General features: G+C 72.3%; 21 protein-coding genes. 14 read left to right on the top strand and 7 right to left on the bottom strand.

Annotation, left to right across the window (positions count from 1 at the left end; genetic code table 11):
* The first annotated feature begins 37 nt into the window (after positions 1-37).
* The gene (locus OHB44_RS18865; protein ID WP_238685137.1) at positions 38-610 is read left to right on the top strand and encodes a nucleosidase; all 573 of its coding nucleotides are present in this window, start codon (positions 38-40) and stop codon (positions 608-610) included.
* Positions 611-621: 11 nt separating this feature from the next.
* Here OHB44_RS18865 and OHB44_RS18860 read toward each other — a convergent pair whose 3' ends face one another.
* On the bottom strand, positions 622-1,806 hold the full coding sequence (locus OHB44_RS18860) for a low temperature requirement protein A (RefSeq protein WP_238685138.1): 1,185 nt from the start codon (positions 1,804-1,806) through the stop codon (positions 622-624).
* Between the two features lie 95 nt (positions 1,807-1,901).
* The gene (locus OHB44_RS18855; RefSeq protein ID WP_266302316.1) at positions 1,902-3,083 is read right to left on the bottom strand and encodes a low temperature requirement protein A; all 1,182 of its coding nucleotides are present in this window, start codon (positions 3,081-3,083) and stop codon (positions 1,902-1,904) included.
* 171 nt (positions 3,084-3,254) lie between these two features.
* Here OHB44_RS18855 and OHB44_RS18850 point away from each other — a divergent pair, with 171 nt between their 5' ends.
* From OHB44_RS18850 to OHB44_RS18835, 4 genes are all read left to right on the top strand, one after another.
* On the top strand, positions 3,255-4,118 hold the full coding sequence (locus tag OHB44_RS18850) for a S1 family peptidase (RefSeq protein ID WP_330437725.1): 864 nt from the start codon (positions 3,255-3,257) through the stop codon (positions 4,116-4,118).
* Between the two features lie 94 nt (positions 4,119-4,212).
* Positions 4,213-5,238 (top strand): sugar kinase, encoded by a 1,026-nt coding sequence (locus OHB44_RS18845; protein WP_330437724.1) that lies wholly within the window; start codon positions 4,213-4,215, stop codon positions 5,236-5,238.
* 67 nt (positions 5,239-5,305) lie between these two features.
* Entirely contained in the window at positions 5,306-5,914 is a 609-nt protein-coding gene (locus OHB44_RS18840) for a bifunctional 4-hydroxy-2-oxoglutarate aldolase/2-dehydro-3-deoxy-phosphogluconate aldolase (protein WP_238685142.1), read from the top strand.
* Between the two features lie 242 nt (positions 5,915-6,156).
* Entirely contained in the window at positions 6,157-9,870 is a 3,714-nt protein-coding gene (locus tag OHB44_RS18835; protein ID WP_330437723.1) for a S8 family serine peptidase, read from the top strand.
* A 61-nt stretch (positions 9,871-9,931) separates the two neighbouring features.
* Here OHB44_RS18835 and OHB44_RS18830 read toward each other — a convergent pair whose 3' ends face one another.
* The 4 genes from OHB44_RS18830 to OHB44_RS18815 all read right to left on the bottom strand — a co-directional run bounded on the left by OHB44_RS18830 (position 9,932) and on the right by OHB44_RS18815 (position 14,865).
* Entirely contained in the window at positions 9,932-12,013 is a 2,082-nt protein-coding gene (locus OHB44_RS18830; RefSeq protein ID WP_330437722.1) for a penicillin acylase family protein, read from the bottom strand.
* A complete protein-coding gene (locus OHB44_RS18825) occupies positions 12,010-12,834 on the bottom strand; it encodes an ABC transporter ATP-binding protein (protein WP_266302321.1) in 825 nt (274 codons plus the stop codon). The genes OHB44_RS18830 and OHB44_RS18825 overlap by 4 nt, the downstream gene beginning before the upstream one ends.
* 29 nt (positions 12,835-12,863) lie before the next feature.
* On the bottom strand, positions 12,864-13,892 hold the full coding sequence (locus OHB44_RS18820) for a FecCD family ABC transporter permease (protein WP_238685146.1): 1,029 nt from the start codon (positions 13,890-13,892) through the stop codon (positions 12,864-12,866).
* Positions 13,893-13,968: 76 nt separating this feature from the next.
* The gene (locus tag OHB44_RS18815) at positions 13,969-14,865 is read right to left on the bottom strand and encodes a FecCD family ABC transporter permease (protein ID WP_442932702.1); all 897 of its coding nucleotides are present in this window, start codon (positions 14,863-14,865) and stop codon (positions 13,969-13,971) included.
* A 289-nt stretch (positions 14,866-15,154) separates the two neighbouring features.
* Between OHB44_RS18815 and OHB44_RS18810 the strand changes: the two genes are divergently transcribed.
* The 7 genes from OHB44_RS18810 (at position 15,155) to OHB44_RS18780 (ending at position 23,022) form a co-directional block, all read left to right on the top strand.
* Positions 15,155-16,186 (top strand): ABC transporter substrate-binding protein, encoded by a 1,032-nt coding sequence (locus OHB44_RS18810; RefSeq protein ID WP_238685147.1) that lies wholly within the window; start codon positions 15,155-15,157, stop codon positions 16,184-16,186.
* Positions 16,187-16,190: 4 nt separating this feature from the next.
* Positions 16,191-17,048, top strand: a complete 858-nt coding sequence (locus OHB44_RS18805; RefSeq protein WP_330437721.1) for a siderophore-interacting protein — start codon at positions 16,191-16,193, stop codon at positions 17,046-17,048.
* Between the two features lie 98 nt (positions 17,049-17,146).
* Positions 17,147-18,685 (top strand): pyridoxal phosphate-dependent decarboxylase family protein, encoded by a 1,539-nt coding sequence (locus tag OHB44_RS18800; RefSeq protein ID WP_330437720.1) that lies wholly within the window; start codon positions 17,147-17,149, stop codon positions 18,683-18,685.
* Between the two features lie 61 nt (positions 18,686-18,746).
* Positions 18,747-20,024 carry a lysine N(6)-hydroxylase/L-ornithine N(5)-oxygenase family protein gene (locus tag OHB44_RS18795; protein ID WP_330441254.1) on the top strand — a complete coding sequence of 426 codons (1,278 nt, stop codon included), beginning with the start codon at positions 18,747-18,749 and terminating at the stop codon, positions 20,022-20,024.
* A complete protein-coding gene (locus OHB44_RS18790; RefSeq protein WP_330437719.1) occupies positions 20,021-20,629 on the top strand; it encodes a GNAT family N-acetyltransferase in 609 nt (202 codons plus the stop codon). The genes OHB44_RS18795 and OHB44_RS18790 overlap by 4 nt, the downstream gene beginning before the upstream one ends.
* Positions 20,626-22,473 carry an IucA/IucC family protein gene (locus tag OHB44_RS18785; protein ID WP_330437718.1) on the top strand — a complete coding sequence of 616 codons (1,848 nt, stop codon included), beginning with the start codon at positions 20,626-20,628 and terminating at the stop codon, positions 22,471-22,473. The genes OHB44_RS18790 and OHB44_RS18785 overlap by 4 nt, the downstream gene beginning before the upstream one ends.
* Positions 22,474-22,521: 48 nt before the next feature.
* Entirely contained in the window at positions 22,522-23,022 is a 501-nt protein-coding gene (locus OHB44_RS18780; protein WP_266302325.1) for an anthrone oxygenase family protein, read from the top strand.
* Positions 23,023-23,056: 34 nt separating this feature from the next.
* Here OHB44_RS18780 and OHB44_RS18775 read toward each other — a convergent pair whose 3' ends face one another.
* Positions 23,057-23,530: a MarR family winged helix-turn-helix transcriptional regulator gene (locus OHB44_RS18775; RefSeq protein WP_238685153.1), complete on the bottom strand. Its 474-nt coding sequence runs from the start codon at positions 23,528-23,530 to the stop codon at positions 23,057-23,059.
* Positions 23,531-23,667: 137 nt separating this feature from the next.
* On the opposite strand from OHB44_RS18775, the gene OHB44_RS18770 reads away from it, so the two are divergent.
* The gene (locus OHB44_RS18770) at positions 23,668-24,228 is read left to right on the top strand and encodes an NADPH-dependent FMN reductase (RefSeq protein WP_238685154.1); all 561 of its coding nucleotides are present in this window, start codon (positions 23,668-23,670) and stop codon (positions 24,226-24,228) included.
* Positions 24,229-24,362: 134 nt separating this feature from the next.
* The gene (locus OHB44_RS18765) at positions 24,363-25,643 is read left to right on the top strand and encodes an MFS transporter (protein WP_330437717.1); all 1,281 of its coding nucleotides are present in this window, start codon (positions 24,363-24,365) and stop codon (positions 25,641-25,643) included.
* The last annotated feature ends 39 nt before the right edge of the window (positions 25,644-25,682 follow it).

Here is a 25,682-nt window from a genome sequence, read left to right as displayed (position 1 = left end):
CGTCGTCGGCCCACCGGTCAGCTCGTACGATGCTCCGGTGAATCTTCGAGGTACGGTCCGCGCCGATCGTCCGTTGGTGGTTCTTGCCGTGGGCGAGGAGGCCCGCTACCTGCCACCCGACCTGCCGGTCCTGCTCACCGGCATGGGCAAGGTGAACGCCGCCAGCGCGGTGGCCGCGGTACTGGCCGCCGGGCCGCGCCCCGCCCTGCTGCTCAACCTGGGTACGGCCGGCGCGTTGCGCCCCGGGCTGGCCGGCATCCACGAGGTCGCCACAGTGCTCCAGCACGACCTGGACACCGAGCTGCTGCGCACGCTCACCGGCGAGACCTACGGGGCGCCGCTGTCGCTGGCCGCCGAGGGCGCGGTGCTCGCGACCGGTGACACCTTCGTGGCCGACGACGCCGAGCGGGACCGGTTGGCGCAGCGCGCCGACCTGGTCGACATGGAGGGGTACGCGGTGGCCTGGGCAGCGGCGCAGGCCGGCGTGCCGTGCCGGCTGGTCAAGCAGGTCAGCGACGAGGCGGGCGATGGTGCGGCCCGGACCTGGCAGGAGTCGGTGGACGCGTGCGCCCGGGACCTCGCCGAGTGGGCCGGTCGACACTGTGCCTGACTAAGCAGGGGTCAGTCGTCGGGTTGCCGCATCCGCAGGCCCGGTGTGGTCTCCCGGGCCGCTCCGGGAATCAGGATGTGCGCCGCCAGCGTGAGCGCCACGACGGCGGTGACCAGCAGCGGCGGCCAGCGGCCGGCCCACGGCAGCGTGAGCAGCGGCAGGGGGAGGCAGAGCATTCGCCGCCACGGCACGAGCATGGACACCAGCAGGGTGAACAGGGCACGGCCGATCACGAACAGCGCGGGGCCGCCCAGGATCAGTAAGAGCCACCCCACCGGCGTGGTGCCGGTCGGCCGGGTGACGACCAGGTCGAACGAGGCCGCCGTGGCGACCACCCCGGCCAGCATCACCAGGTGGGTGTACGGAGCCACCCGGGCCGGCCGGCCCGACTTCGGCCCGGCCCCCGCCTCCAGCAACTCGCCGGCCCGGAAGACGTAGACCTGCCAGAGCAGCAGCATGATGGCAAACGCGCAGAACAGCGCGGCGACCCGGAGCCCGGCCAGCGGGCCCCGGCTGACCTGCAGCGTGGGAACCAGGATGATGTCGCCGAGGGCCAGGATGATGAACTGCTGGTACCGCTCGCCGAGATGCGCGGTGGTCCGCTCGTACTGGTCGAAGGGCACCCGGCCCAGCCGGGGCGTCGGGTAGCGGGCCGCCGCGGAGAGCAGGTCGATAGTGATGGCGATGGTCCAGAGGGCCCAGCTCACAGTGCCGGACACCGCGCCGGTGATCCAGAAGACGCCGGACACCACGAACCAGAAGAAGAACCGGGTGGCCCGGACCATGGCCGCCCGATGTCGCTTCCGGTACAACGTCGTGACCAGGATGATGCCGCGGATCACGTGCGTGCCGACGTAGGAGATCGCGAAGACCATCGCGTGCCCGTCGGAGACCATCGGCAACGACGCCGCCATCCCCACCGAACCGACCATGGCGACCATCAGGATGGCCTGGATGGGGCGTTGCTGCGGGTCGTAGAACTCGGTGGTGGTGGAGGTGACCGACCAGGTCCACCAGATCGCGGTCAGCATCAGCAGGACCATCGCGGCGCCGGACCAGTTGTGGGTTTCCGCGAGCAGGGTCGAGGTCAGCGCGAGCGAGGCCACGAAGACCACGTCGAAGAGCAACTCCAGCAGCGTTGCCCGGGTCGAACCGTCCGGCCGGCGTACCAGTGCCGCGGTGCCTCCGGTGGTCATGCCCGGCCTCCCGCCGTGTCTCCGAGGATTATCGGCGGTGCCGGCGCGGCCCGTCCCGGGATCGGCGATTCCCGCCGGCCGGGGAGGGGCAGGGGTCAGTCGGCGGGTTGCCGCAGCCGCAGGCCCGGCGTGGTCTCCCGGGCCGCTCCGGGAAACAGGATGTGACCGGCCAACCCGAGTGCCACGATCGTGGCCACCAGCACCGGCGGCCAACCGCCGGCCCACGGCAGCACCAGCAGCGGCAGGAGCTGCCAGGCAACTCGCCGCCACGGCACGACCCACGACACCGCCATGGTGAACAGGACGCGGCCGACCACGAACAGCGTCGGACCGGCGATGATCAGCACGAGCCACGGCACCGGCGTCGTTCCGGTCGGCCTGGTGACGACCAGGTCGAAGGTGGCGGCAGTGGCGGCCACGCCGGCCAACATGACCAGATGGGTGAACGGAGCCAGCCGCGTTGCCCGGCTCCCCTTGGACCCGGCCGCCACCAACAACTCGCCGGCGCGGAAGACGTAGATCTGCCAGAGCAGCAGCATGGTGGCAAAGGCGCAGAGCAGGGAGGCGAGCCGGAGGTGATCGAGGTGGCCCCGGCTGACCTGCAACGTCGGCAACAGGATGATGTCGCCGAGGGCCAGGATGATGAACTGTTGGTACCGCTCGCCCAGGTGCTCGGTCGTCCGCCCGTACTGCGCGAGCGGCACCCGACCCAGCCAGGGTGTGGGGTAGCGGGCCGCCCCGGCGACCAGGTCGATCGTTATGGCGATCGTCCAGAGCCCCCAGTTCGGAGTCTCTGACAGCGCGCCGAGGACCCAGAAGACGCCGGATGCCGTGAACCAACAGAGGAACCGGGTGGCCCGCTCCCTGGCCGTCCGGTGCCCCTGCCGGTGCAGGGCGGTGACCAGAATGACGCAGCGAATCACGTGCGTGCCGACGTACGAGATCACGAACAGCATCAGGTGCCCGATGCTGACCATCGGCAGCGAGGCCGCCATCCCCACCGAGCCGACCATGGCGATCATCAGGATGGCCTGGATCGGGCGTTGCTGAGGATCGTAGAACTCGGTAGTGGTCGTGGTGACCGACCACGTCCACCAGACCGCTGTCAGCATCAGCAGCAGCTTGGCGCCGCCGGACCAGGAGAGCTCTTCGGACAGCAGTTTCGATGTCAGTGCGAGGGCGGCCACGAAGACCACGTCGAAGAGCAACTCCAGCAGTGTCGCCCTGGTCGACTGGTCCAACCGGCGTACCAGCGCCGCATTCCCCTTGGTGGTCATGCCTGGCCTCCCGCCGCGTCTCCGAGGCATTATCGGCGGCGCCGACACAGGCCGTCCCCGGATCGGTGATTCCCGCCCGTCGGGGAAGAGGGCGTCCGGAGGTTGCCACGGTGTCGGGCGCCGGGCGATGCTTTGCCGCATCCGTTAGTCTCGATCTCTTCGGAGGTTCGGATGCGCCGCTTCCCGCTGGTCGCCCTCGTCCTGACCACCCTGCTGCTCGTCGCGCCCGGCGCGGCGCAGGCCGCCGTCCCCGACCGTTCCGCCGCGCCCGCCGCCGATCCGACGGCCACGCTGACCGGGGTACGCACCCCGGGCACCGCCTGGGGTCTCGACCCCGCCACCGGCCGGATGACCCTCACCGTCGACGACACCGTGGCCCCCGACGAACTGGCGGCGCTGCGGGCGGTGACCGACCGGGCCGGAGTGCTGCTGCGCCGCGAACCCGGAACGCTGCGCCCCCTGATCGCCGGCGGGCAGGGCATCTACGGCGGCGGTGGCGCGCGCTGCTCGCTCGGCGCCAACGCGCGCAGCGGCAGCACCTACTACGTGATCACCGCCGGGCACTGCACCACCGCCGCCGCCACCTGGTACGCCGACAGCGCCCAGACCACAGTGCTCGGCACCCGCACCGCCACCAGCTACCCCACAAACGATTACGGGCTGATCCGCTACACCGGCCGGATCGCCCACCCGAGCGCGGTCTACACCTACCCCGGCCTGCTGACCATCAACGGTCCCGGCAACGCGTACATCGGTCAGGCGGTGTGCCGCAGCGGCAGCACCACCGGCGTGCGCTGCGGCACCGTCACCGGTCTCAACCAGACCGTCAACTACGCCACCGGCGTGATCTACGGGCTGATCCGCACCAACATCTGCGCCGAACCGGGGGACAGCGGCGGACCGCTCTACGTGGCCTCCACCGGCAGGATCCTCGGCATCCTCTCCGGTGGCACCGGCAACTGCACCGCCGGCGGCACCACCTACTACCCGCCGATCGCGGAGGTGCTGGCCGCGTACGGGCTGACGTTGCCCTGAGCGTCGAGGTGTGACGCGCGACAGGTTGCCCGTCCCGCGCGGGACACCTAGGCTCGGCGACGCCCAGCACCCCCGCCGCGAGGACGTGTGCCCGATGCCGACCGCCCCCCGACCTGACCAGCCGAGTGCTCCGGCCGGCCTTCCGTCGATCGAGGTGGCGGCCGTGGGGGAGACGATGGTGGTGCTGTGTCCCGCGCCGGGTGAGCCGCTGGAGAGCGCCGAGCGGGTCGCCGTCTCGGTCGGTGGGGCCGAGTCCAACGTGGCCGGTTACCTGGCCCGCCTGGGACACCTGACGACCTGGGTGAGCCGGGTCGGCGACGACCCCTTCGGTCGGGCCGTCGTCCGGCACGTCGCCGCCGCCGGAGTCCGCGTCGACCAGGTCTGCGTGGACCCGGCCGCTCCCACCGGCCTGTACGTCAAGGACCCCGGCCCGGAGGGGACCGCCGTGCACTACTACCGGGCCGGGTCGGCGGCCGCCCGCATGGACCCCGCCACGCTGGCCGACCCGGCGCTGGCGGGTGCCCGGGTGCTGCACCTGTCCGGAATCACCCCGGCGCTGTCCGCGTCCTGCCGGGCGCTGGTCGAGCATGCGGTGACCGACCGGCCGCTGGCGCGGGCGTTGGTCAGTTTCGACGTCAACCACCGAGCCCGGCTGTGGTCCGCCGAGCAGGCCGCGCCGGTGCTGCGTGACCTCGCCAACCGCTGCGACCTCGTCTTCGTCGGGCAGGACGAGGCGGAAACCCTCTGGGGCGCCACCGACCCGGCGGCCGTCCGCGAGCTGTTGCCCGATTCGGAGACCGTGGTGGTCAAGGACGGCGCGGTGGGCGCGACCGCGCTGGTCCGCGACGCCGAACCGGTCTTCGTTCCCGCGCCCCGGGTGACGGTGGTGGAACCGGTCGGCGCCGGGGACGCCTTCGCCGCCGGCTATTTGGCCGGGCTGCTCCGCGGCCTCGACCCGGTGCGGCGGTTGCGCCTCGGTCACCTCGTCGCGGCACAGGCGTTGACCAGCAGCGGCGACAATGCCCCCGTCCCGCAGTGGGCCTGGTTCGAGAAACTCATCGACGCCCCCGCCGACGCCTGGTCGCCACTCGACCTGACCGACCCGGGCGCGACGACCTGAGCCGGGCCGGCGGATTACGACCCGACCAGCAGCAACAGTCCCACCGCGACCTCGGATGGAGTGCACCATGACCACACCGGACTTCGACCACATCTTCGGCGGCGCCCGGGTGATGGCGATCCTGCGCGGCCTGCCGGTCGCCGAAACCGTTCGGCTCGCCGAGCGTGCCTGGGATCTCGGCATCGACGTGGTGGAGGTTCCGGTGGCCACCGCCGACGCGGTGCCGGCGCTGCGGGCCGCCGTCGAGGCGGGGGCCGCGCGTGACCGGATCGTCGGCGCCGGCACCGTGCTCGACGTCGACCAGGTCGCCGCGGCGGCCGACGCGGGCGCCCGGTTCACCGTCGCGCCCGGCCTGGACCTCGCGGTCGCCGACGCCGCCGCCGCGCGTGGCCTTCCGCACCTGCCCGGTGTGGCCACCCCCACCGAGGCCCAGCAGGCACTGCGGCACGGCCTCACCTGGCTCAAGGCGTTCCCCGCGATCTCCCTCGGCCCGGCCTGGTTCAAGGCCGTCGCCGGCCCGCTGCCGCAGGTGCGCTTCGTCGCCACCGGCGGCCTCGACGCCGGCAACGCGGGAGCGTTCCTGCAAGCAGGCGTACGCGTGGTGGCCGTCGGCTCCGCCCTCTCCGACCCCACCCAACTGGACGCCCTAGCCAAGCTGACCCGCAGCGCCCTCTAACCCCCCGCCCCGCACCCCAACCACCCAGCCGCGATCTTGCACTTTCTGTCCCGACGAAGGTCGCGAATCGGGGCACATCGGTGACCGTAAGTGCAAGATCGACGCGGGTGGTGAGAGGCAACGTGGGGCACGCGTGGCGGGGTTGCGCCATGGCGTAAGTGCGCCGGGGTGCGGTGCGCGGTGGGGGTGGGCTCTGCGTCGATGCTGTGGTGCGTACCACTTCTCGACACAAAGAGGTCATCGTGGCTCTGTCTCACCGGCGCCGCCGATCCGGGCTGATCGCCCTCGGCGCCGCCCTCACCCTGGCGGCCGGGTTCACCCCACCCGGCGCGGGAGCGGCCGCCGCCCCGCCGAACAACCCCGACCGACCGGCGAGTCAACCCCCGGCCGCCGCCGGACGCGCGTCCACCGTCACCCTGATCACCGGTGACACCGTCACCGTCACCACAGCGGCGGACGGCAGCACGGTGTCGACAGTGCGCCGGCCGGACGGCAGCACTCCCAGCTTCCACCGCACAGTGCGCGACGGCGACACCTACGTCTACCCGGACGCCGCGCTGTCCTATGTGACACGCGGTGTGCTGGACCGGCAACTGTTCAACGTCACCGACCTCATCGCCGACGGTTACGACGACGCGCACACCGACGCGCTTCCGCTGATCGTCACGATGACCGACGCGGCGGCCCGCAACCGCACCCGCCCCACCGTCGACGGCGCCGAGCTGGTTCGACAGTTGGACAGCGTGCAGGGCGCGGCGCTGACCCGCCAGCGTGCCGCCGCCGACCGGTTCTGGACCGCGCTGACCGCCGGTTCGACCCGGCGTACGGGTGACGCCCCGACCCTGGCCAACGGCATCGCCAAGGTCTGGTTGGACGGTCGGGTGCACGCGGACCTGGCCGAGTCCACAGCGCAGATCGGCGCGCCGAAGCTGTGGGCCGAGGGCAACACCGCCACCGGTGTCGACGTCGCGGTGCTCGACTCGGGTGCGGACGCCGAACACCCGGATCTCGTCGGGCAGATCGCCGAGTCCAGCAGCTTCGTGCCCGAGGAGCCCGACATCCTCGACTACAAGGGCCACGGCACACACGTCGCCTCGACGATCGCCGGCACCGGCGCCGCGTCCGGTGGCGCCGAGCGGGGCGTCGCCCCCGGTGCCCGCCTGCACATCGGCAAGGTGCTCAACAGCGAGGGCAGCGGACAGAACTCGTGGATCATCGCCGGCATGGAGTGGGCGGCCCGTGAGCAGAAGGCCCGGGTGGTCAGCATGAGCCTGGGCGGTGAGGCCACCGACGGCAGCGACCCGATGAGCCAGGCGGTCGAGCGACTCAGCGCCGAGACCGGCGCCCTCTTCGTGATCGCCGCCGGCAACAGCGGCCCGGCCACCATCGGCAGCCCGGGTGCCGCCAACTCCGCGCTCACGGTGGGCGCCGTCGACGCCACCGACCACCTCGCCGACTTCTCCAGCCAGGGGCCACGCGCCGGCGACGGCGGGCTCAAGCCCGAGATCACCGCCCCCGGCGTGGACATCCTGGCGGCCCGCTCGCACCTCGTGCGGGGCGGCTCCGGCGACTACACGCTGATGAGCGGCACGTCGATGGCCACCCCACACGTGGCCGGCACGGCCGCGCTGGTCGCCGCCGCACACCCGGACTGGACCGGTCAGCGGATCAAGGAAGCGCTGGTCAGCACGGTCAATGCCACCCCCGAGTACACCCCGTACGAGGCGGGTGCCGGCCGGGTCGACGCTGTCGCCGCCGCGCACGCCACAGTCTTCGCCACCCCGAGCGCCTACTCCGGCTTCCAGGCGTGGCCGCAGCAGCCGGGCACGAGCGTCGACCGTACGGTCACCTACACCAACCTCGCCAGCGCGTCGGTCGAGCTGAAGCTGGCCCTCGACGCGGCCACCGCGCCGGCCGGACTGTTCGCGCTCTCCGCCGACCGGGTCACAGTGCCCGCCGGCGGCACCGCCACCGTCACGGTGACCGCCGCGTACGACAAGCTGCCGGTGGAGAAGCAGGTCAGCGGCATGATCGTCGCCACCGACGACACCGGTGCGGTGCGCGGGCGCACCCTGATCGGCGCCGGCAAGGAGGGCCAGCGGCAGAACCTGACGCTGGTCGCCAAGGACCGCGACGGCAAACCGCTCGTCGGCAAGGTCATCCTCACCGCCGACACCCTGTTCACCGCCGTGGACCTGCCCGAGAGCGGCACCGCCACGCTGCGGCTGCCGGTGGGAAGCTGGAACGGTTGGATCTCCGCGGACGTGCGCGGCGCGCACGGGCCGCACTCCAAGGGCATGGCGATGCTCAGCTTCACCGACGTGAACCTGGACCGCGACCGCACCGTCACCCTGGACGCGCGGGCCGCCCGACAGGTGCAGGCCCGGGTGCCGCAGGAGGCCACCGCCAGCGCGCTGCGGATGGACATCCACCGGTCCACGAAGAACGGTCTCACCGAGAGTCAGGTGCTGCCCGACGACTCGTACGACAGCATGTGGGCGTTGCCGACGAGCCGTCCGGTGACCGACGGCGAGTTCGAGTTCGGTGCTCGGTGGCGGCTGGAGCAGCCGGCGTTGACGGTTTCGGCGGGCGGTCGCTCGTACGACGATCTGTTGGTGAAGCGGGCTACCCCGGCGCTGCCGGCCGGTCGTCGCCAGCTGGACGCGGTCTACGTCGCCGACGCGTCGGCGACGGGACTGGCCAAGCGTCCGGTCCGGGACCGGGCCGTTGTGGTGCGCCGCAGTGACAGTGTGGACATCGCCACCCAGGCACAGGCCGCAGCGGCGGCCGGGGCGAAGCTGCTGCTCGTGGTGAACGACGGCGTCGGTCGGCTCCAGCCGTGGGACGAGGCACCGTGGAGCCCGGAGAGCCCGGCCCCGGTGACAGTGGCGACCCTCGGCGCCGACGAGGGTGGGCAGCTCATCGCCGCGCTGGAGCGGGGCGCGGTGCGGCTCACCGTCGAGTCGCATCCGGAGACCACCTACCTGTACGACGTGGCGCACCACTGGACCGGCACGGTGCCGGCCGACCCCACCTACCGGCCCACGAAGCGGCAGCTGGCCCGGGTCGACGTGGAGTTCCGCAACTACCGGCAGGGCAAGGCGCTGGAGTTCCGTACCGACGTCTGGCGCGGCTGGGCGTCGAGCAACCAGGAGCCGGCCCCGGCGCAGGGCCGACGCACCGACTGGGTGAGCGCCGACCAGCGGTGGATCGACGACGCGTTCATCGCCGGCGAGACCGGTCAGCACCTAATGGCGGTCGCCACGTACCCGGCCAGCAAGCCGAGCGCCGTCACCTGGTTCGGGCCGATCCAGCGACCCCGGATGGGCGGCAACTACGTGCCGGTCCGCTACCTGGACACCGTCTACCTGCCCGCGCCCGGCTGGGGCGACGGGGGCGGACACATCGGTGAGGCGTACGCGAACTACGACATGGTCAACCGGACCACCCTCTACCAGGGCGACAAGGAGCTGGACTGGGGTAACGCCGAGTACCTCCAGGTCTCCGGGCTGGCGGGGCAGCGACTGCCGTACCGGCTGGTGGTGGAGAACGACAGGGCCGCGTGGACCAACCCGTACTCCCGGCAGACCCGCACCGAGTGGGGCTTCCACTCGGCGGTCACCGGGGAGGAGTCGGCCGAGGTGCTGCCGATGATCCAGCTCGACTACCAGGTGGCCATCGACTCCGCCGGCAAGGCGTCGCGGCGGGCACCGTTGACAGTTGTCGCCTCCCACCTGCCCGACGTCACGGGCACGATCGGCGCGGTGACCGTCGAGGTGTCCTACGATGACGGGGCGACCTGGCAGAAGCAGCGGCTGACCCGGCACGGCGACGGCTGGCGTACCTCGTTGGCGGCACCGGCGAAGGCCGGCTTCGTGAGCCTGCGCACCACGGCGCGGGACACCGCCGGCAACACCGTGAGCCAGAGCATCGGCCGGGCGTTCGGCCTGCGCTGACAGCACTGCGGCCGGCCGCCGCTCGGGATGCGCGAAACACCCCGAGCGGCGGCCGGTGCCGTCAGTGGCGTTCCTCGGCGAGTTGGTCCCAGTCCGTCACGACCGGCAGCAGGTCGCCGCCCAGCCAGGCGGCGCTCTGATCGTCGTGGTGTGGGTCGCCGGGAACCCCGCAGGCGCCCAGCGGGACGACCCAGCGGCTGTCCGAGCGGCGGGCCAGGTCCCAGACGAAGCGCGCCGCCGGCCCCCGGAAGCACCAGTGGGTGACTCCGGGCACGCTGGAGGTGGCCAACACGCAGTCGTGGTCACCGTCGAGCCGGGGACCGGGCCCGGTGTCCGGGCCGGGCAGGGCCCGCCACGCCGCCAGCCGGTGCAGGTCCCCCCAGGGCACCGGCTCGGCCGCCGCGTCGGCGACCTCCTCGGCCGCCGCGCGTACCAGTGCGGTGATGTCCACATCGGGCAGGGGGGTCGCGCCGAGCAGGTGCTCCAGCGCGTGACCGACGCGCGGCGTCAGCGCCAGCCAGGGCGCGAACACCTCGGGGTACGCGGGCAGCTCGGCCAACGCGGCCAGCGCCGGGTGGGCGGCGATCCGGCGTACGACAGCCGCCCGCAGGATGGCGTAGGCCGCCGCGTCCGTGCTGTCGGCGGCCATCCGGCGATCCCAGCGTAGTAGTCGCTCACGCAGCGCGCCGGCGGCCGGACCGAGCCCCGTCGACTCGGCGAGGACCGCCAGCAGCGGCCCGGCCGAGCCCAGGTACGTGTCGGTGTGCACCGAGGCCATCTCGTCGGCCGTCCAGGCCGGACGGGCGTCGAGCAACTCGGCGATGCGATGCGCCCGGTGCGGTGGGGCGAACTCCACCCCGAGCGGCGCCGCCAGCCCGCGCTCGTTGGCCATCACCGAACGACCGACCACCTCGGCACGGGGCATCGGCGCGTGCCAGCCCTGCCAGGCGTACGCGGCGTCCCATCCGGGGACCACCCGCCGGCCGTTTTCGGGGTGTCGTACCGGCACCGCGCCGGCGACCCGGTGCAACAGCCCTCCGGCGGTGTCCGCCGCCTGCACCACGTTTACCGGCTCCACCCAGTGCCGCAGCGCGTGGTCCACGTCGGCCACGGTGCGGGCGCGCAGCAGCTCCGGCAGCGTCGCGAAACCGAGGTCACCCCGGACCCGGGGCGGGTAGCGCAGGCTGACCGCCGTCTCGTCGTCCGGCCCACCGGCGATCACCGGACCACTGTCGGTCTCCACCACCTCGACCTCGACCGGGTCGGCCCCGGCCACCTCGATCGTCTCGACGTGGCGGTGCGCCGGTCGCCAGCCGTCCGGGCCGAGCGCCTGCACCCGGGGGCCGTCGCGGCGCAGCCGCTCCGCGTACACGTCCTGGTAGTCGGCCATCGCGTTGGTGATCGCCCAGGCCACTCCGCCGGTGTGCCCGAAGTGCGCGATGCCCGGCACTCCCGGCACCGCCAACCCGACCACGTCGTACTCCGGGCAGGCCAGCCGGATCTGCTGGTAGACACCGGGATCCTCGATGAACCGGTGCGGATCCCCGGCGAGCAGCGCGGCCCCGGTGCCGGTGCGCTCGCCAGCCAGCAGCCACCCGTTGCTGCCGGCCACGGCCGGCCCGTCGGTGGCGAACAGGTCGATAGCGTCCGGCCCGAGCCGCTGCGCCACGTGCTCGCGCCAGAGCTTGCCGGGGAACCCGGCGAACAGGATGTGGTGGCCCAGCCAGACCGCGAGCGGCGTCCACGGCTCCCACCGACCCGGGCGCAGCCCGGTGGCGGCGAACTCCGGTGACCGGGCCGCCCCGGCGGCGAGAGCGGCGTTGACGCCGTCCACGTAGGCGCCCACCCACTCGGCGGTCGCCGGGTCCAGCGCGGCGTGGCAGCGGCGTGCGGTGTCGTCGAGCCGGACCTGCCGGACGAACCGGTCCCAGCCGAGCGCGTCGGGCCCGAGGAACGCCGCGCTGGTGCCCTGGGCGCGGTGCCGTTCCACCTCGATCTGCCAGGCCCTGTCGTACGCGGTCACCCGGCCCTGCGCCACCGCCAGCGCGAGCGGGTCGTCGGCCCGCAGGTGCGGCACTCCCCACTGGTCACGGAAACGCCGCTCGCCGCCGTGCTTGCTGGTTCGCTCGCTGTGCTCGCTCACGCCGGCTCCGGGACCACTGTGGTGGCGCGGCGTCGGGCCGCGGGGACGACAAGCGGGGTGCCCGTCTCCGGGTCGTCGATCACCCGGCAGGGCAGCCCGAACACCTCCGCCACCAGCTCGGCGGTGACCACCGACGCCGGCTCCCCGGCGGCCACCACGCGTCCGTCGCGCATCGCGATCAGGTGGGTGGCGTAGCGGGCCGCGTGGTTCAGGTCGTGCAGCACCGCGACAAGGGTGCGGCCCTGCTCCTCGTGCAACCGGGCGCAGAGGTCCAGGATCTCGATCTGGTGGGCGATGTCGAGGTACGTGGTCGGCTCGTCGAGCAGCAGCAGAGGCGTCTGCTGGGCCAGCGCCATGGCGATCCAGACCCGCTGCCGTTGCCCGCCGGACAGCTCGTCCACCGCCCGGTCGGCGAGGTCGTCGACCCCGGTCGCGACCATCGACTCCTCGACCACCCGTTCGTCCTCGCGGGACCACTGCCGCAGCAGCCCCTGATGGGGGTAGCGACCCCGGGCGACCAGCTCGGCGACGCTGATGCCGTCCGGTGCGATCGACGACTGCGGCAGCAGGCCGAGCGTACGGGCCACAGTACGGGCCGGCAGGTCGTGAATGTCCCGCCCGTCCAGCAGCACCGCACCGGCGCTGGGGCGCAGCATCCGGGACAGGGCGCGCAGCAGCGTCGACTTGCCGCAGGCGTTCGGCCCGATGATCACCGTGAAGGACCTGTCGGGCACCGCCACTGTCAGGTTCTCGGCGATGGTGCGCTGGTCGTAGGCGAGGGTCAGCGCGGTGCCGCCGAGTCGGGAATCGCCGGATCGCATGGGTGCTCCTTCGAGGGCGTCACTGGTGTTCACAGCCGGCCCGCCCGACGTTCCATCGCCAGCAGCCAGACCAGGTAACCGCCGCCGATCACGCCGGTCACCACGCCGACCGGGAGTTGGTGCCCGGCGAACGCGCGCTGCGCCACCAGGTCGGCCCCGACCAGCAGCGCCGCGCCGACGGCCATCGACGGCAGCAGGTTCGGGCCCGGGGCCCGGGTCAGTCGTTTCGCCACGTGCGGGGCGACGAGCGCCACGAACGACACCGGACCGGCGGCGGCCGCCGCGAACGAGACCAACAGCACGGCGGCAGCGAGCAGCACCAGGCGCAGCCGGCGCACCGGCACGCCCAGGCCGCTGGCCGCGTCGTCGCCCAGCTCCATCATCCGCAGCGCCGGGGCGCAGCCGACGAGCACCAGCGGCGCCACCACGACCAGGACGGCGAGCAGCGGCCCGGCGTTGGCCCAACCCCGTCCGTCCAGACTGCCGGTGAGCCAGAGCACCGCGCGGGCGGCTTCCATCAGGGGCGCCCGGGTCAGCAGGTAGCCGTTGACACCGGTCAGGATCGCGGACACCCCGATGCCGACCAGGATGAGCCGGAAGCCGTGCACCCCGCGCCGCCAGGCGAGCGCGTAGATCACCAGACCGGTGCCGAGACCACCGACGACCGCCGCGCCGGCCAACGCCAGGCTGCTGCCGCCGAGGACGACCACCACCAGCGCCCCGGTCGACGCCCCCTGGGTGAAGCCCAGGATGTCCGGGCTGCCCAACGGGTTGCGGACCAGCGACTGGAACACGGTGCCGGCGAGAGCCAGGGCCGCACCGACCAACAGGGCGGTGACCAGCCGGGGCAGGCGCAGCTCGAGCACGATGAACTGCTCGGCCACGGTGCCACCGCCGGTGAGCGTGCGCAGCACGTCCGCCGGCCCCATCGGGTAGTCACCACTGCCCAGGGCCACCAGACCGAACCCGGCCGCGAGCACCGCCGCGCCAGCCCCGACGCCCAACGCGCGGGGCCGGAACCGCAGCGACAACCCCCATGAAGTACGAATGACAGTCACGCCATCGCTCCGCTTCGCTGCGCGCTGGCGCGACGCGCCACAATCCTGAGCCTGCCGATTCGCTCGCTCCGCTCGCTCACGGTTGCGCCACCGGTCGGCGGCTGACCAGCCACAGGAAGAGCGGGCCGCCGAGCACAGCGGTCACCATGCCGACCTGGAGTTCTCCGGGGCGGCCCAGCACCCGGCCGAGGACGTCGGCGCCGAGCAGCAACGCGGGCGCGAGCACCGCGCAGTACGGCAGGAGCCAGCGCAGGTCCGGACCGGTCAGGGCGCGGACCAGGTGCGGCACGAGCAGCCCGACGAAGACGATCGGCCCGCACGCGGCGGTCGCCGCGCCGCAGAGCAGGGTGACGGCGACGATCACGGCGGCGCGGATCAGCGCGGGTCGAGCGCCGAGGGCTCGCGCCGCGTCGTCGCCAAGCGCCAGCGCGTTCAGCGGACGGGCGGCACCGAGCGCGACCAGCAGCCCGATGAGGATGAACGGCAGCACCCGGGTCACCGTCGCGGAGTCCGCGCTGGCCAGTGAGCCGACCGTCCAGAAACGCAGCCGCTCCAGCGACGCGGTGTCCAGCAGCATCACCGCGCTCACGTAGGAGTAGAGGGTCGCGTTGAGCGCCGCCCCGGCCAGCGCGAGTCGGGCCGGGGTGGCGCCGCGTCCGCCGCCGACGGCGTAGACGAGCGCGGTCACCGCCGCCGCGCCGAGCAGCGCGAACCAGACGTACCCGCCGACGGCGGTGACGCCCAGGAACGCGGCGGCGGTGGCGACGGCCGCGGACGCGCCGGCGTTGATGCCGAGCAGCCCGGGGTCGGCGAGCGGGTTGCGGGTGAGGGCCTGCATGACCGCGCCTGCCACGCCGAGGGCGGCGCCGGCGAGCAGCCCGAGCAGGGTGCGGGGCAGGCGCATCCGGTGCACCACCGCGTACTCGGTGGCGTCGCGGTGCAGCAACCCGGACCAGACGTCGGCGAGCGGCATGGCCTTCGCGCCGACCGCGATGCTGAGCACCACGATCACCGCGAGCAGTGCGACGGCGGCGACCAGGCCGGCGGCGCGGGCCGCCCGACGGCCACGCCGGCCCGGGGGTACGGCCGTTTCCCTGGCCGGCACGGGCGGTGCCGGTCGGGTGACGGTGGGTGTGGCGTCCAGTGTGGGCTCCGGGGTGGTGGCGACACGGCGTACCGCTGTTGACAATGACCGAGGTTAGGCTAACCTAACCCCGCTGCCCTGGTCGACCCCGGCCAACCCTTGATCGAAAGACAACACCATGCCCGATGCCCTGTCCGCCCGCCGCCTCTCCCGCCGCGGCCTGCTGGCCGCCGGTGGCGCTGCCACGCTGGCCACCCTGCTTGCCGCCTGTGGCAAGGACGACGCCGCGAAGCCCGCCGCCGGCAACGGAAGTGGGCCCTGGTCGTTCACCGACGACCGCGGCACGAAGGTCGAGGCGGCGGCTCGTCCGGCCCGCGTGGTGGCCTTCACCGGCGTGGCGGCGGCCCTGATCGATTTCGGTCTCGACAAGCAGCTGGTGGGCGTGTTCGGTGAGACCAAGCGCGCCGACGGCACGGCCGAGCCGCAGGCCGGCGACCTGAACGTCGAGGGCGTCGAGATCCTCGGCAACGTGTGGGGCGAGTTCAGCCTGGAGAAGTACGCGGCGCTGCGTCCCGAACTGCTGGTCACCCACATGTACGACCCCGACGCGCTCTGGTACGTGCCGGACGAGAGCAAGGCCAAGATCCTCCCGCTGGCGCCCAGTGTGGCGATCACCACCGCCCGGGTGCCGATGACCAAACCCATCGAGCGGTACGCGGCGCTGGCCGAGTCGCTCGGCGCGGACCTGTCCGCGAAGAAGGTCACCGACGGAAAGGCCCGCTTCGACGCCGCCGCCGAGGCGGTCCGGGAGGCGGTCAAGGCCAACCCCGGGATCAAGGTGATGGCCTGCTCCGGCAGCCCGGACCTCTTCTACGTCTCCAACCCGAAGGTCAGCACCGACCTGATGTACTTCGCCGAGTTGGGCGTCGACATCGTGGTCCCCACCAAGCTCGAAGCCGGCGACTACTTCGAGGCGTTGAGCTGGGAGAGCGCCGGCAAGTTCCCGGCCGACCTGATCCTGCTGGACAACCGCAGCACCACCCTGCAGGCCAAGGACCTCACCGCCAAGCCCACCTGGCAGCAACTGCCGGCGGTCACTGCCAACCAGGTGAGCCCCTGGGACGCGGTACCCCGCTTCTCGTACGCCGGCTCCGCGCCACTGCTGGAGAACCTCGCCACCGCCATCCGGAACGCGAAGAAGGTCAGCTGACGCCATGAGTACGAGCGCCGCACCGATCGCCTCGCAGTACCGCTTCTACGCCGCGCACGTCGTCCGGGCCCACCGGGTGGGCGCCTCGCTGATCCGGGTCACGTTCGGTGGCGCTGAGCTGGCCGACTTCGCAGGCGGCGGCCGGGACCAGAGCGTCTCGCTGTTCCTGCCACACCCCGGGCAGCACGCCCCGGTGGTCCCGGTCGAACAGGGCGAGGACTGGTTCGGCGGCTGGCGGGCACTGCCGGCGGACGTCCGCGCCGTGCTGCGCTCGTACACCATCCGGGAGCACCGCCCGGCCGACACCGAGATCGACATCGACGTCGTCAGCCACGGCGACACCGGCCCCGCCTCCCGCTGGGCGGCCCTGGCCGGCCCCGGCGACCGGGTGCTGCTGCTCGGTCCGGCGGTGCCCGACAACCGCAGCGTCTGCTTCCGCCCGCCGGACGGCACGGACCTCGTGCTGCTCGCCGCCGACGAGACCGCGCTGCCGGCCACCGAGGGCATCCTGGCCTGGCTGCCCGCCGGCACCCGGGTGCGCGCCTGGATCGAGGTGCCCGACGCCGCGGACATCACCGACCTGCCCACCGACGCCGACGCCGAGATCAGGTGGATCGTGCGGGGCAGCACACCGCCCGGCAGTGACCTGCTGGTCAGCTCCCTTCGTGCCGCCCGGCTCCCCACCGGCGGCGCCCCGTACGCCTGGATCGCCGGTGAGTCCGGCGTGGTGCGGGCGCTGCGCCGGCACCTCGTCGACGAGCGCGGCTTCGACCGCCGGAGGGTGACCTTCGCCGGCTACTGGCGACGCGGACTGTCCGAAGAGGACCTGCGTGCCGAGGCGCTTGCCGGCGCCACCGCCTGACTGACGACCCCAACCGATCGGCAGCACTGCCCCGAGGCGCACCGCCGCGCCGGGGAGGGTTCCGGCTGCCCCTCGTCGAGAACGTGGAAGGACATTCCGTGACCGTGCCGACGTACCCCGTCGAGACCACCACGCCGCCACCGGCGTCAACCGCCGCGCGGGCCCAGCTGCTGCACGGCGGCTCGGTCGAGCAGTACCGCCGGACGATCGCCGACGGCGTCGACCGGGTCGCCCGCCGCGTGGCCACTGTGGACCGTCCCAGCACCGGAATCACGCCGGCCGAGCTGGCCCCAGTGGTCGACCGGGTGGACCTGGACCGTCCGCTGGGCGACGCCGGCGCCGCACTGGACGAGCTGGAGAACGTCTACCTGCGCGACGCCGTCTGGTTCCACCATCCCCGCTACCTGGCCCACCTCAACTGCCCGGTGGCCATCCCGGCACTGCTCGGTGAGGCGGTGCTCACCGCCGTGAACTCCTCACTGGACACCTGGGACCAGAGCGCCGGGGCCACCCTCATCGAGCGCCGGCTGGTCGACTGGACGGCCGAGCGGATCGGCCTCGGCCCCCTCGCCGACGGCATCTTCACCAGCGGCGGCAGCCAGTCCAACCTCCAGGCGCTGCTGCTGGCCCGGGAGGAGGCGTGCGCCGACGCCATCGGCCCGTCGGCGCGCGCCGAACTGCTGCCCCGGTTGCGTGTGCTCACCTCCGCCGCCGGTCACTTCAGCGTGCAGAAGTCGGCCAAACTGCTCGGCCTCGCCCCGGACGCGGTGATCGCGGTACCCACCGACGCCCGGCGACGGATCCGGCCGGCCGCCGTCCGTGAGGAAATCGCCCGGTGCCGGCAGGCCGGGCTGGTGGTGATGGCCGTCGTCGGGACGGCAGGAACCACCGACTTCGGTTCGATCGACCCGCTGACGGACCTGGCCGGGATCTGCGCGGCGGCCGGCGTGTGGCTGCACGTGGACGCCGCGTACGGCTGCGGTCTGCTCGTCTCGCCGACGCGCCGGCACCTGCTCGACGGCATCGAGCGGGCCGACTCGGTGACCGTCGACTTCCACAAGTCGTTCTTCCAACCGGTCAGCTCCAGCGCGCTGCTGGTCCGCGACCGGCGGACGCTGCGGCACGTCACCTACCACGCCGACTACCTCAACCCGGCCCGGATGGTGGAGCAGCGCATCCCCAACCAGGTCGACAAGAGCATGCAGACCACCCGCCGGTTCGACGCGCTGAAGCTCTGGCTCACCCTGCGGGTGATGGGCCCGGACGCGCTCGGCGGGCTCTTCGACGAGGTCGTCGACCGGGCCGCCGACGCCTGGCGACTGGTCAGCGAGGATCCGCGCTTCGAGGTGGTGACCCGCTCGGAACTGAGCACAGTGGTGTTCCGCTACCTGCCCACCGGCCCCGGCCGGGAGTTGGCCGACGCCGCCAACCTGCACGCCCGGGAAGCCCTCGCGGCGTCCGGTCTCGCCGTGGTCGCCGGGACCCGGGTGGACGGCCGGCACTTCCTGAAGTTCACACTGCTCAACCCAGAAACCACAGTCGACGACGTCGGGTACGTGCTCGACCTGATCGCCACCCATGCCGGCCAGTACGTGCACGACCACGTCGACGCCGACCTGATCTGCCCCGTCGGCTGACGCCGATGAACCTGCCCTGTCGGCTGACGCCGTGACCACGAACCCGCGCCTGGAGACCTCGATGTCCACCCACGACTTCATCGCCATCGGGTTGGGCCCGTACAACCTGGGTCTCGCCTGCCTCACCGCGCCGATCGACGAACTTGACGGCGTGTTCCTGGAGGCCCGGCCGAGCCTCGCCTGGCACCCCGGCATGCTGCTGGAGTCGGCCCGGTTGCAGACCCCGTTCATCGCCGACCTGGTGAGCCTCGCCGACCCGACGTCGCCGTACTCCTTCCTCAACTACCTCAAGGAGATCGGCCGGCTCTACCCGTTCTACATCCGGGAGAGCTTCTACCCGCTGCGCAGCGAGTACGACGCGTACTGCCGGTGGGCGGCGGCGAAACTGCCGAACCTGCGCTTCGGCCAGAGCGTGACCACTGTGGAGTACGACGCCGCCGACGAGCGGTACGTGGTGCGGGCCAGCACGGGCACGGGGGAGACCGTGGAGTACCGGGCCCGGCATCTGGTGCTCGGCACCGGCACCCCGCCGCACCTGCCCCCGGCCGTGGCCGACCTGCCGGGCGACGCCGTGCACAACTCCCACTACCTGGAGCACCGGTCGGCGCTGCGCGCCAAGCGCAGCATCACAGTGGTGGGCAGCGGGCAGAGCGCCGCCGAGATCTACCACGACCTGCTCGGTGACATCGACCGGTACGGCTACCAGCTCAACTGGGTGACCCGGTCGCCGCGGTTCTTCCCGCTCGAATACACCAAGCTGACGCTGGAGATGACCTCACCGGACTACGTGGACTACTTCCACGCGCTGCCCGAGGCGACCCGCTACCGGCTGGAGTCCGAGCAGAAGGGCCTGTTCAAGGGGATCAACGCCGACCTGATCAACGACATCTTCGACCTGCTCTACGCGCACAGCGTGCACGGGCCGGTGAACACCCGCCTGCTCACCAATACCGAGCTGATCAGCGCCGACCACCAGGACGGGCAGTACACGCTGGGGCTGCGTCAGGTGGAGCAGGAACGCGACTTCGCCCTGCGTACCGAGGGGTTGGTGCTGGCCACCGGCTACCACTACCGGGTGCCGGAGTTCCTCACGCCGGTGTCAGACCGGATCCGCTGGGACGCGCACGGCCGCTTCGACGTGGCCCGCAACTACAGCATCGACCACAGCGGGCGGGGCATCTTCCTGCAGAACGCGGGCACCCACACGCACAGCATCACCTCACCGGACCTGGGCATGGGCGCCTACCGCAACTCCTGGATCATCAGCGAGCTGCTCGGCCGGGAGCACTACCCGATCGAGAAGAGCATCACCTTCCAGGAGTTCGGGGTGTCGTCGTGACCAGCGTCTTCACCCGCGTCGACGAGGGGCTCGGTGAGTTCGCGCTGCGGCCGCTCGATCCGGACGCCGACGCGGCGCTGTTGCACACCTGGGTGACCCACCCGAAGGCGGCGTTCTGGATGATGCAGGACGCCGACCCGGCCCAGGTCACCGAGGAGTACCGGCGCATCGCCGAGCACCCGCACCACGACGCGTACCTCGGCCTGTGGCGGGGGAGTCCCGCCTTCCTCGCGGAGCGCTACGACCCGGCCCACGTCGAGCTGGTCGGCCTGTACGACCACCAGCCCGGTGACGTGGGCATGCACTTCCTCTGCGCGCCGGTCGACGCGCCGGTGCGCGGCTTCACCCGGGCGGTGATCGGCACCGTCATGGCGTGGCTCTTCGACGACCCGACGACCCGACGGGTGGTCGTCGAACCGGACGTGCGCAACACCGCCGTGCACGCGCTGAACGCCGCCGTCGGCTTCACCGTCGTCGGCCCGATCGCCAAGCCCGAGAAGGACGCGCTGCTCAGCGTCTGCACCCGAGCCCAGTTCCAGGCCGCCGCCGACAGCGCCACCGCCGACCGCGCCGCTGCCACCCGAACCGAAGGAGCCCCGGCGTGACCACCACCGCCGTCCCCACCCACCCGCCCGTCGCCGCCGCGCACAACGCCTCCGGCGACCCGGTCGAGCACCTCACCCCGCAGCGCTGGGCCCGGGCCAACCGACTGCTGGTCCGCAAGGCGCTCGCCGAGTTCACCCACGAGCGGCTGCTCACCCCGGAGGCCGTGGCCGGCCCCGACGACCGGCAGTGGTACGAGGTCCGCGGCGACGACGGCACCGTCACCTACCGGTTCGCGGCGCGGGTGCTCGCCCTGGCGCACTGGCAGATCGACGCGGACAGCATCACCCGACACCGCGACGGCACCTCCCTGGCCCCGGACGCGGTGGACTTCATCGTCGAACTGCGCGACACCCTCGGGCTCTCCGCGCGGGTGCTCCCGGTCTACCTGGAGGAGATCACCTCGACGCTGGCGGGTACGGCGTACAAGCTGGCCCAGGCCGCGCCGAGCGCCGCCGAGCTGGCCGAGGCGGACTTCCAGACCATCGAGACCTCGATGACCGAGGGCCACCCCTGCTTCGTGGCGAACAACGGCCGGCTCGGCTTCGGCGTCGACGAGTACCACCGGTACGCCCCGGAGGCCGCCGCGCCGGTGCGGCTGGAGTGGCTGGCCGCGCACCGGGACCACTCGACGTTCAGCAGCGCCGCCGACCTCGACTACGACACGCTGATCGAGAGCGAGCTGGACGCCGAGACCCGGGCCCGGTTCGCGGCCACGATGGCCGATCTCGGGCTGGACCTCGCCGACTACCACCTGATCCCGGCGCACCCGTGGCAGTGGTGGAACAAGCTGGCGGTCACCTTCGCCGGGGAGCTGGCCGAGCGGCGGCTGGTGCACCTCGGCCCCGGGCCGGACGTGTACCTCGCCCAGCAGTCCATCCGTACCTTCTTCAACGTCAGCGAGCCGAGTCGGCACTACGTCAAGACCGCGCTGTCGGTGCTGAACATGGGCTTCATGCGGGGGTTGTCGGCCGCGTACATGGAGGCCACCCCGGCGATCAACGACTGGCTGGCCGACCTGATCGCCGCCGACGAGGTGCTGACCGGCACCGGCCTGACCGTCATCCGGGAACGGGCCGCTGTGGGCTACCGGCACCGGCAGTACGAGGCGGCCACCGAGCGCACCTCCCCGTACCGCAAGATGCTTGCCGCCCTGTGGCGGGAGAGCCCGGTGCCCGAGCTTGAGCCGGGGCAGCGACTGTCCACCATGGCCGCGCTGCTGCACGTCGACGACGAGGGCGGCTCACTGGCGGCGGCGCTGATCACCCGGTCCGGCCTGGCGCCCGAGGTGTGGCTGCGTCGCTACCTGGACGCCTACCTGACCCCGCTGCTGCACAGCTTCTACGCCCACGACCTGGCGTTCATGCCGCACGGCGAGAACGTCATCCTGGTCCTCGACGAGCAGGACACCGTCCAGCGGGTGATCTTCAAGGACATCGCCGAGGAGATCGCGGTGATGAGCGACACGGTCGAGCTGCCGGCGGCGGTGGAGCGGATCCGCGTCGAGGTGCCCGACGACACCAAGCTGCTGACCATCTTCACCGACGTGGTGGACTGCTTCCTGCGGCACCTCAACGCGGTCCTGGTCGAGGCCGGCGTGCTCGCCGAGGACCACTTCTGGCGCACTGTCGCGGCCTGCGCCGCCGACTACTTCGACCGGGTGCCGCACCTGGCCGAGCGGGTCCGCCACTACGACCTGTTCGCCCCGGAGTTCACGCTGTCCTGCCTCAACCGGCTGCAGCTGCGCAACAACCAGCAGATGATCGACCTGGCCGACCCGTCGGCGGCGCTCCAGTTCGTCGGCACCCTCACCAACCCGCTCGCCGCCCACGCTCCGGCCCGGTGACCGCTATCGCGTTTGGTCAGCGCGCACGCCAACGGGTGCAATAGGAGGATGGGAGTTCTGAGTACCGCCAGCCTGTTCGCCGCCACACTGACCACCGGCCTGACCGCCGGGCTGTTCGCCGCCTTCGCGTACGCGGTCATGCCGGGTCTGGCCCGCACCGACGACCGGACGTTGGTGCTCGCCATGCGGCGGATCAACGAGTCGATCCTCAACCTGTGGTTCGCTGTGTGCTTCGGCGGCGCGCTGCTGTTCACGCTGCTGGCGGCGGCGCTGCACCTGGGGGCCGAGCGTCGGGCGGTGCTGCCGTGGATCGTCGCCGGGCTGCTGCTGTACCTAGTGGTGCTCGGCGTCACCGCCGTGGTCAACGTGCCGCTCAACAACGTGCTGGCCCGCGCCGGCGACCTCGACGACGCCACCGACCTCGCGGCGCTGCGGGCGCGCTTCGAGGTCACCTGGGTACGCGCCAACGTGGTCCGCGCCGTCGCGTCGACCGGCGCCTTCGGGTTGTTGGCGTGGGCGCTGGTGGCCGAGGGCCGGCTGCTCGGCTGAGGCCGGATGAGCGACCGACCGGGCCGGCGTCGGCTCAGTCGGTCGGCTCTGCCGTGCCGGCCCCCTGGAACGCGCGGGCCAGCTGGGCGAGGTCGAAGCCCTCGAAGTGCTGGAGGAACCGGCGGCGTACGGCGGCCAGGTGACTGGGCCAGGATTCCTGTAGGCGGGCGTAGCCCGCGTCGGTGAGGACGGCGTTCCAGCCGCGCGCGTCCTCCTCGCACCGTTCCCGCCGGACCAGGCCCTGCGTCTCCAGCCGGATGATTGTGCGGGTCATGCCGCTGAGGGAGAGGTGGCAGAGCGCGGCGAGCTCGTTCATGCGCATCCGCCGGTCTGGTGTCTCGGAGAGGTTCATCAGCGCGGTGTACTCGGTGAGCGGTAGCTGACGGTCACCGACCATGTCCGCGTCGATCGCGCGGGGCAGGACGTGCATCACCTGGCCCAGGGCGCGGACCAGGGATTCCTCTTCTGAGGTGAGGGGTTGCGGCGTCGCTGCGGAGGGGTTGGACATCCTCCTATCATACTTGTTTGACTGAGCAAGTGCTTACCCTCCGTGTGATCACGCCCATAGGCCACATATTTGCTTGACCAATCAAGCAGCGGTTAGCGTTCCGGTCGTCAGGCAAGGACCTCTGAAAGGCGCCACACATGACCAGGATCGGGATCATCCTCGGAAGCACCCGCCCGGGGCGTAACGGCGAGGCCGTCGCCCGCTGGGTGCTCGATATCGCCAAGCAGCGCTCCGACGCGGAGTACGAGCTGATCGACCTGCTCGACTACCAGCTGCCGCACCTCGACGAGGCGTACCCGCCCTCGATGGGCCAGTACACCCAGCCGCACACCAAGCGGTGGGCCGAGACGATCGCGTCGTTCGACGGGTTCGTCATCGTCACCCCCGAGTACAACCACTCGACCTCGGGCGCCCTGAAGAACGCCATCGACTTCCTCTACGCCGAGTGGAACAACAAGGCCGTCGGCTTCGTCAGCTACGGCTCGGTCGGCGGGACGCGCGCCGTGGAACACCTGCGTCTGATCTCCGGTGAGCTCCAGATGGCCGACGTGCGCTCGCAGGTCGCCCTGTCGCTCTTCACCGACTTCGAGAACTTCAGCGTCTTCAAGCCCAACCAGTTCCACCAGGACTCGCTGACCGCCACGCTCGACCAGGTGGTGGCCTGGAGCACGGCGCTCGCTCCGCTGCGCAAGGCCTGAGCGTCTCGCGCCTGTCGGAAACGGCCGTGGGGGGTCCCACGGCCGTTTCCGGGCGTCCAAGCACCGTCTCGGCTCACCGTGTCGCAACGCCCACGGCCAGCGTCGGAGGGGATGCGTTCACTACCCTTGGCGCGATGAGCCGATCCGCCGCCGCTGGTCGGGCTCCGCTCTGGCGGGACCGGACCTTCGGCACGTACTGGGTCGCCCAGTCGCTCTCGGCGGCCGGCGACTCGTTCGCCTTCCTGGCGGTGCCGCTGCTGGTGCTCCAGGCGACCGGGTCGGTGGCGCGGATGGGCCTGCTCACCGCCGTCGCGGGCGCGGCGTCCGTCGTCGCCGGGATCTTCGGTGGGGTGCTGGTCGACCGGTACGACCGCCGCACCCTGATGGTCGTGGCGGATCTGACCCGGCTGGTGCTCTACGCAGTGGTGCCACTGGCGTGGCTCGCCGGCCCGCAGGTCTGGCTGCTCTTCGTCGTGCTGCCCATCTGCGAGGCGGCCGGCATGCTGTTCCAGGTCGCCGCGGTGACAGCGGTCCGCAACCTCGTGGACTCCGACCGGATCACCGAGGCCAACGGCCGGTTGCAGGCGACGTACGCGGCGGCGGCCGTCCTCGGGCCGCTGCTCGCCGGTGTGGTGGCGGCCCGCTTCGGCCCGGCCACCGCCATCGCCGTCAACGCGGTGAGCTTCGCGCTCTCGGCGGCCGGCCTGTGGCTGATCCGACTGCGCCCCGTCCAGGCTGACGAGGGAGTGGCCCGGCAACGCCCGCTGGCCGAGTTCCTGGCCGGGGCACGGTTCCTGTGGCGGCAACCCGTGCTGCGCGCGCTGACCGTCCTGTTGTCGGTCTTCATCTTCCTCACCTACGGCTTCGTCGACGTGTTGATCTACCACGTCACGCACGACCTCGGCGGCTCCGAGGGCACCGTCGGCACGGTGCTCGGCCTGGCCGCGCTGGGTACTGTCGCCGGCGCGCTGCTGGTGGCGCCGCTGCGCCGCCGTCGCGGCTTCGGCCCCACCTGGATCGGCGCGCACGCGATCTGCGGTTTCGCCGTGGCGGGGGTCGGCATCGCCACCACAGTGCCCGCTGTCACCACGCTGACCGCCGTGTACCTGTGCTGTCTCAGCGTCGGCGGGATCTGTTCGATGTCCCTGCGCCAGGAGATCACCCCCGATCACCTGCTGGGCCGGGTCACATCGGCGTTCTGGAGCACGCACTACGCCCTCGGTCCGGCCGGCGCTGTCGTGCTGACCTGGGCCGCCGGCCGCTACGGTGCTCCGGCGGTGACGCTCGCGGCGGGCGCGGGATGCCTGCTGGTCGCGGTCGGCGGCCTCTTCACCCCGATCCGCCGAGCCGGCGCGGAGCCGGCCGCCGGGCAGCCCGGACTGCGCCCGGCCCCTGCCGGAGGCACCGCTGGTTGAGACGGCGGCACCGCTGGTGGAGAGCGGCGGCGCCCTTGG

It is taken from the genome of Micromonospora sp. NBC_00821, from assembly GCF_036347035.1.
GTDB lineage: Bacteria > Actinomycetota > Actinomycetes > Mycobacteriales > Micromonosporaceae > Micromonospora > Micromonospora hortensis.
This window is presented reverse-complemented; position numbering and strand designations above follow the sequence as displayed.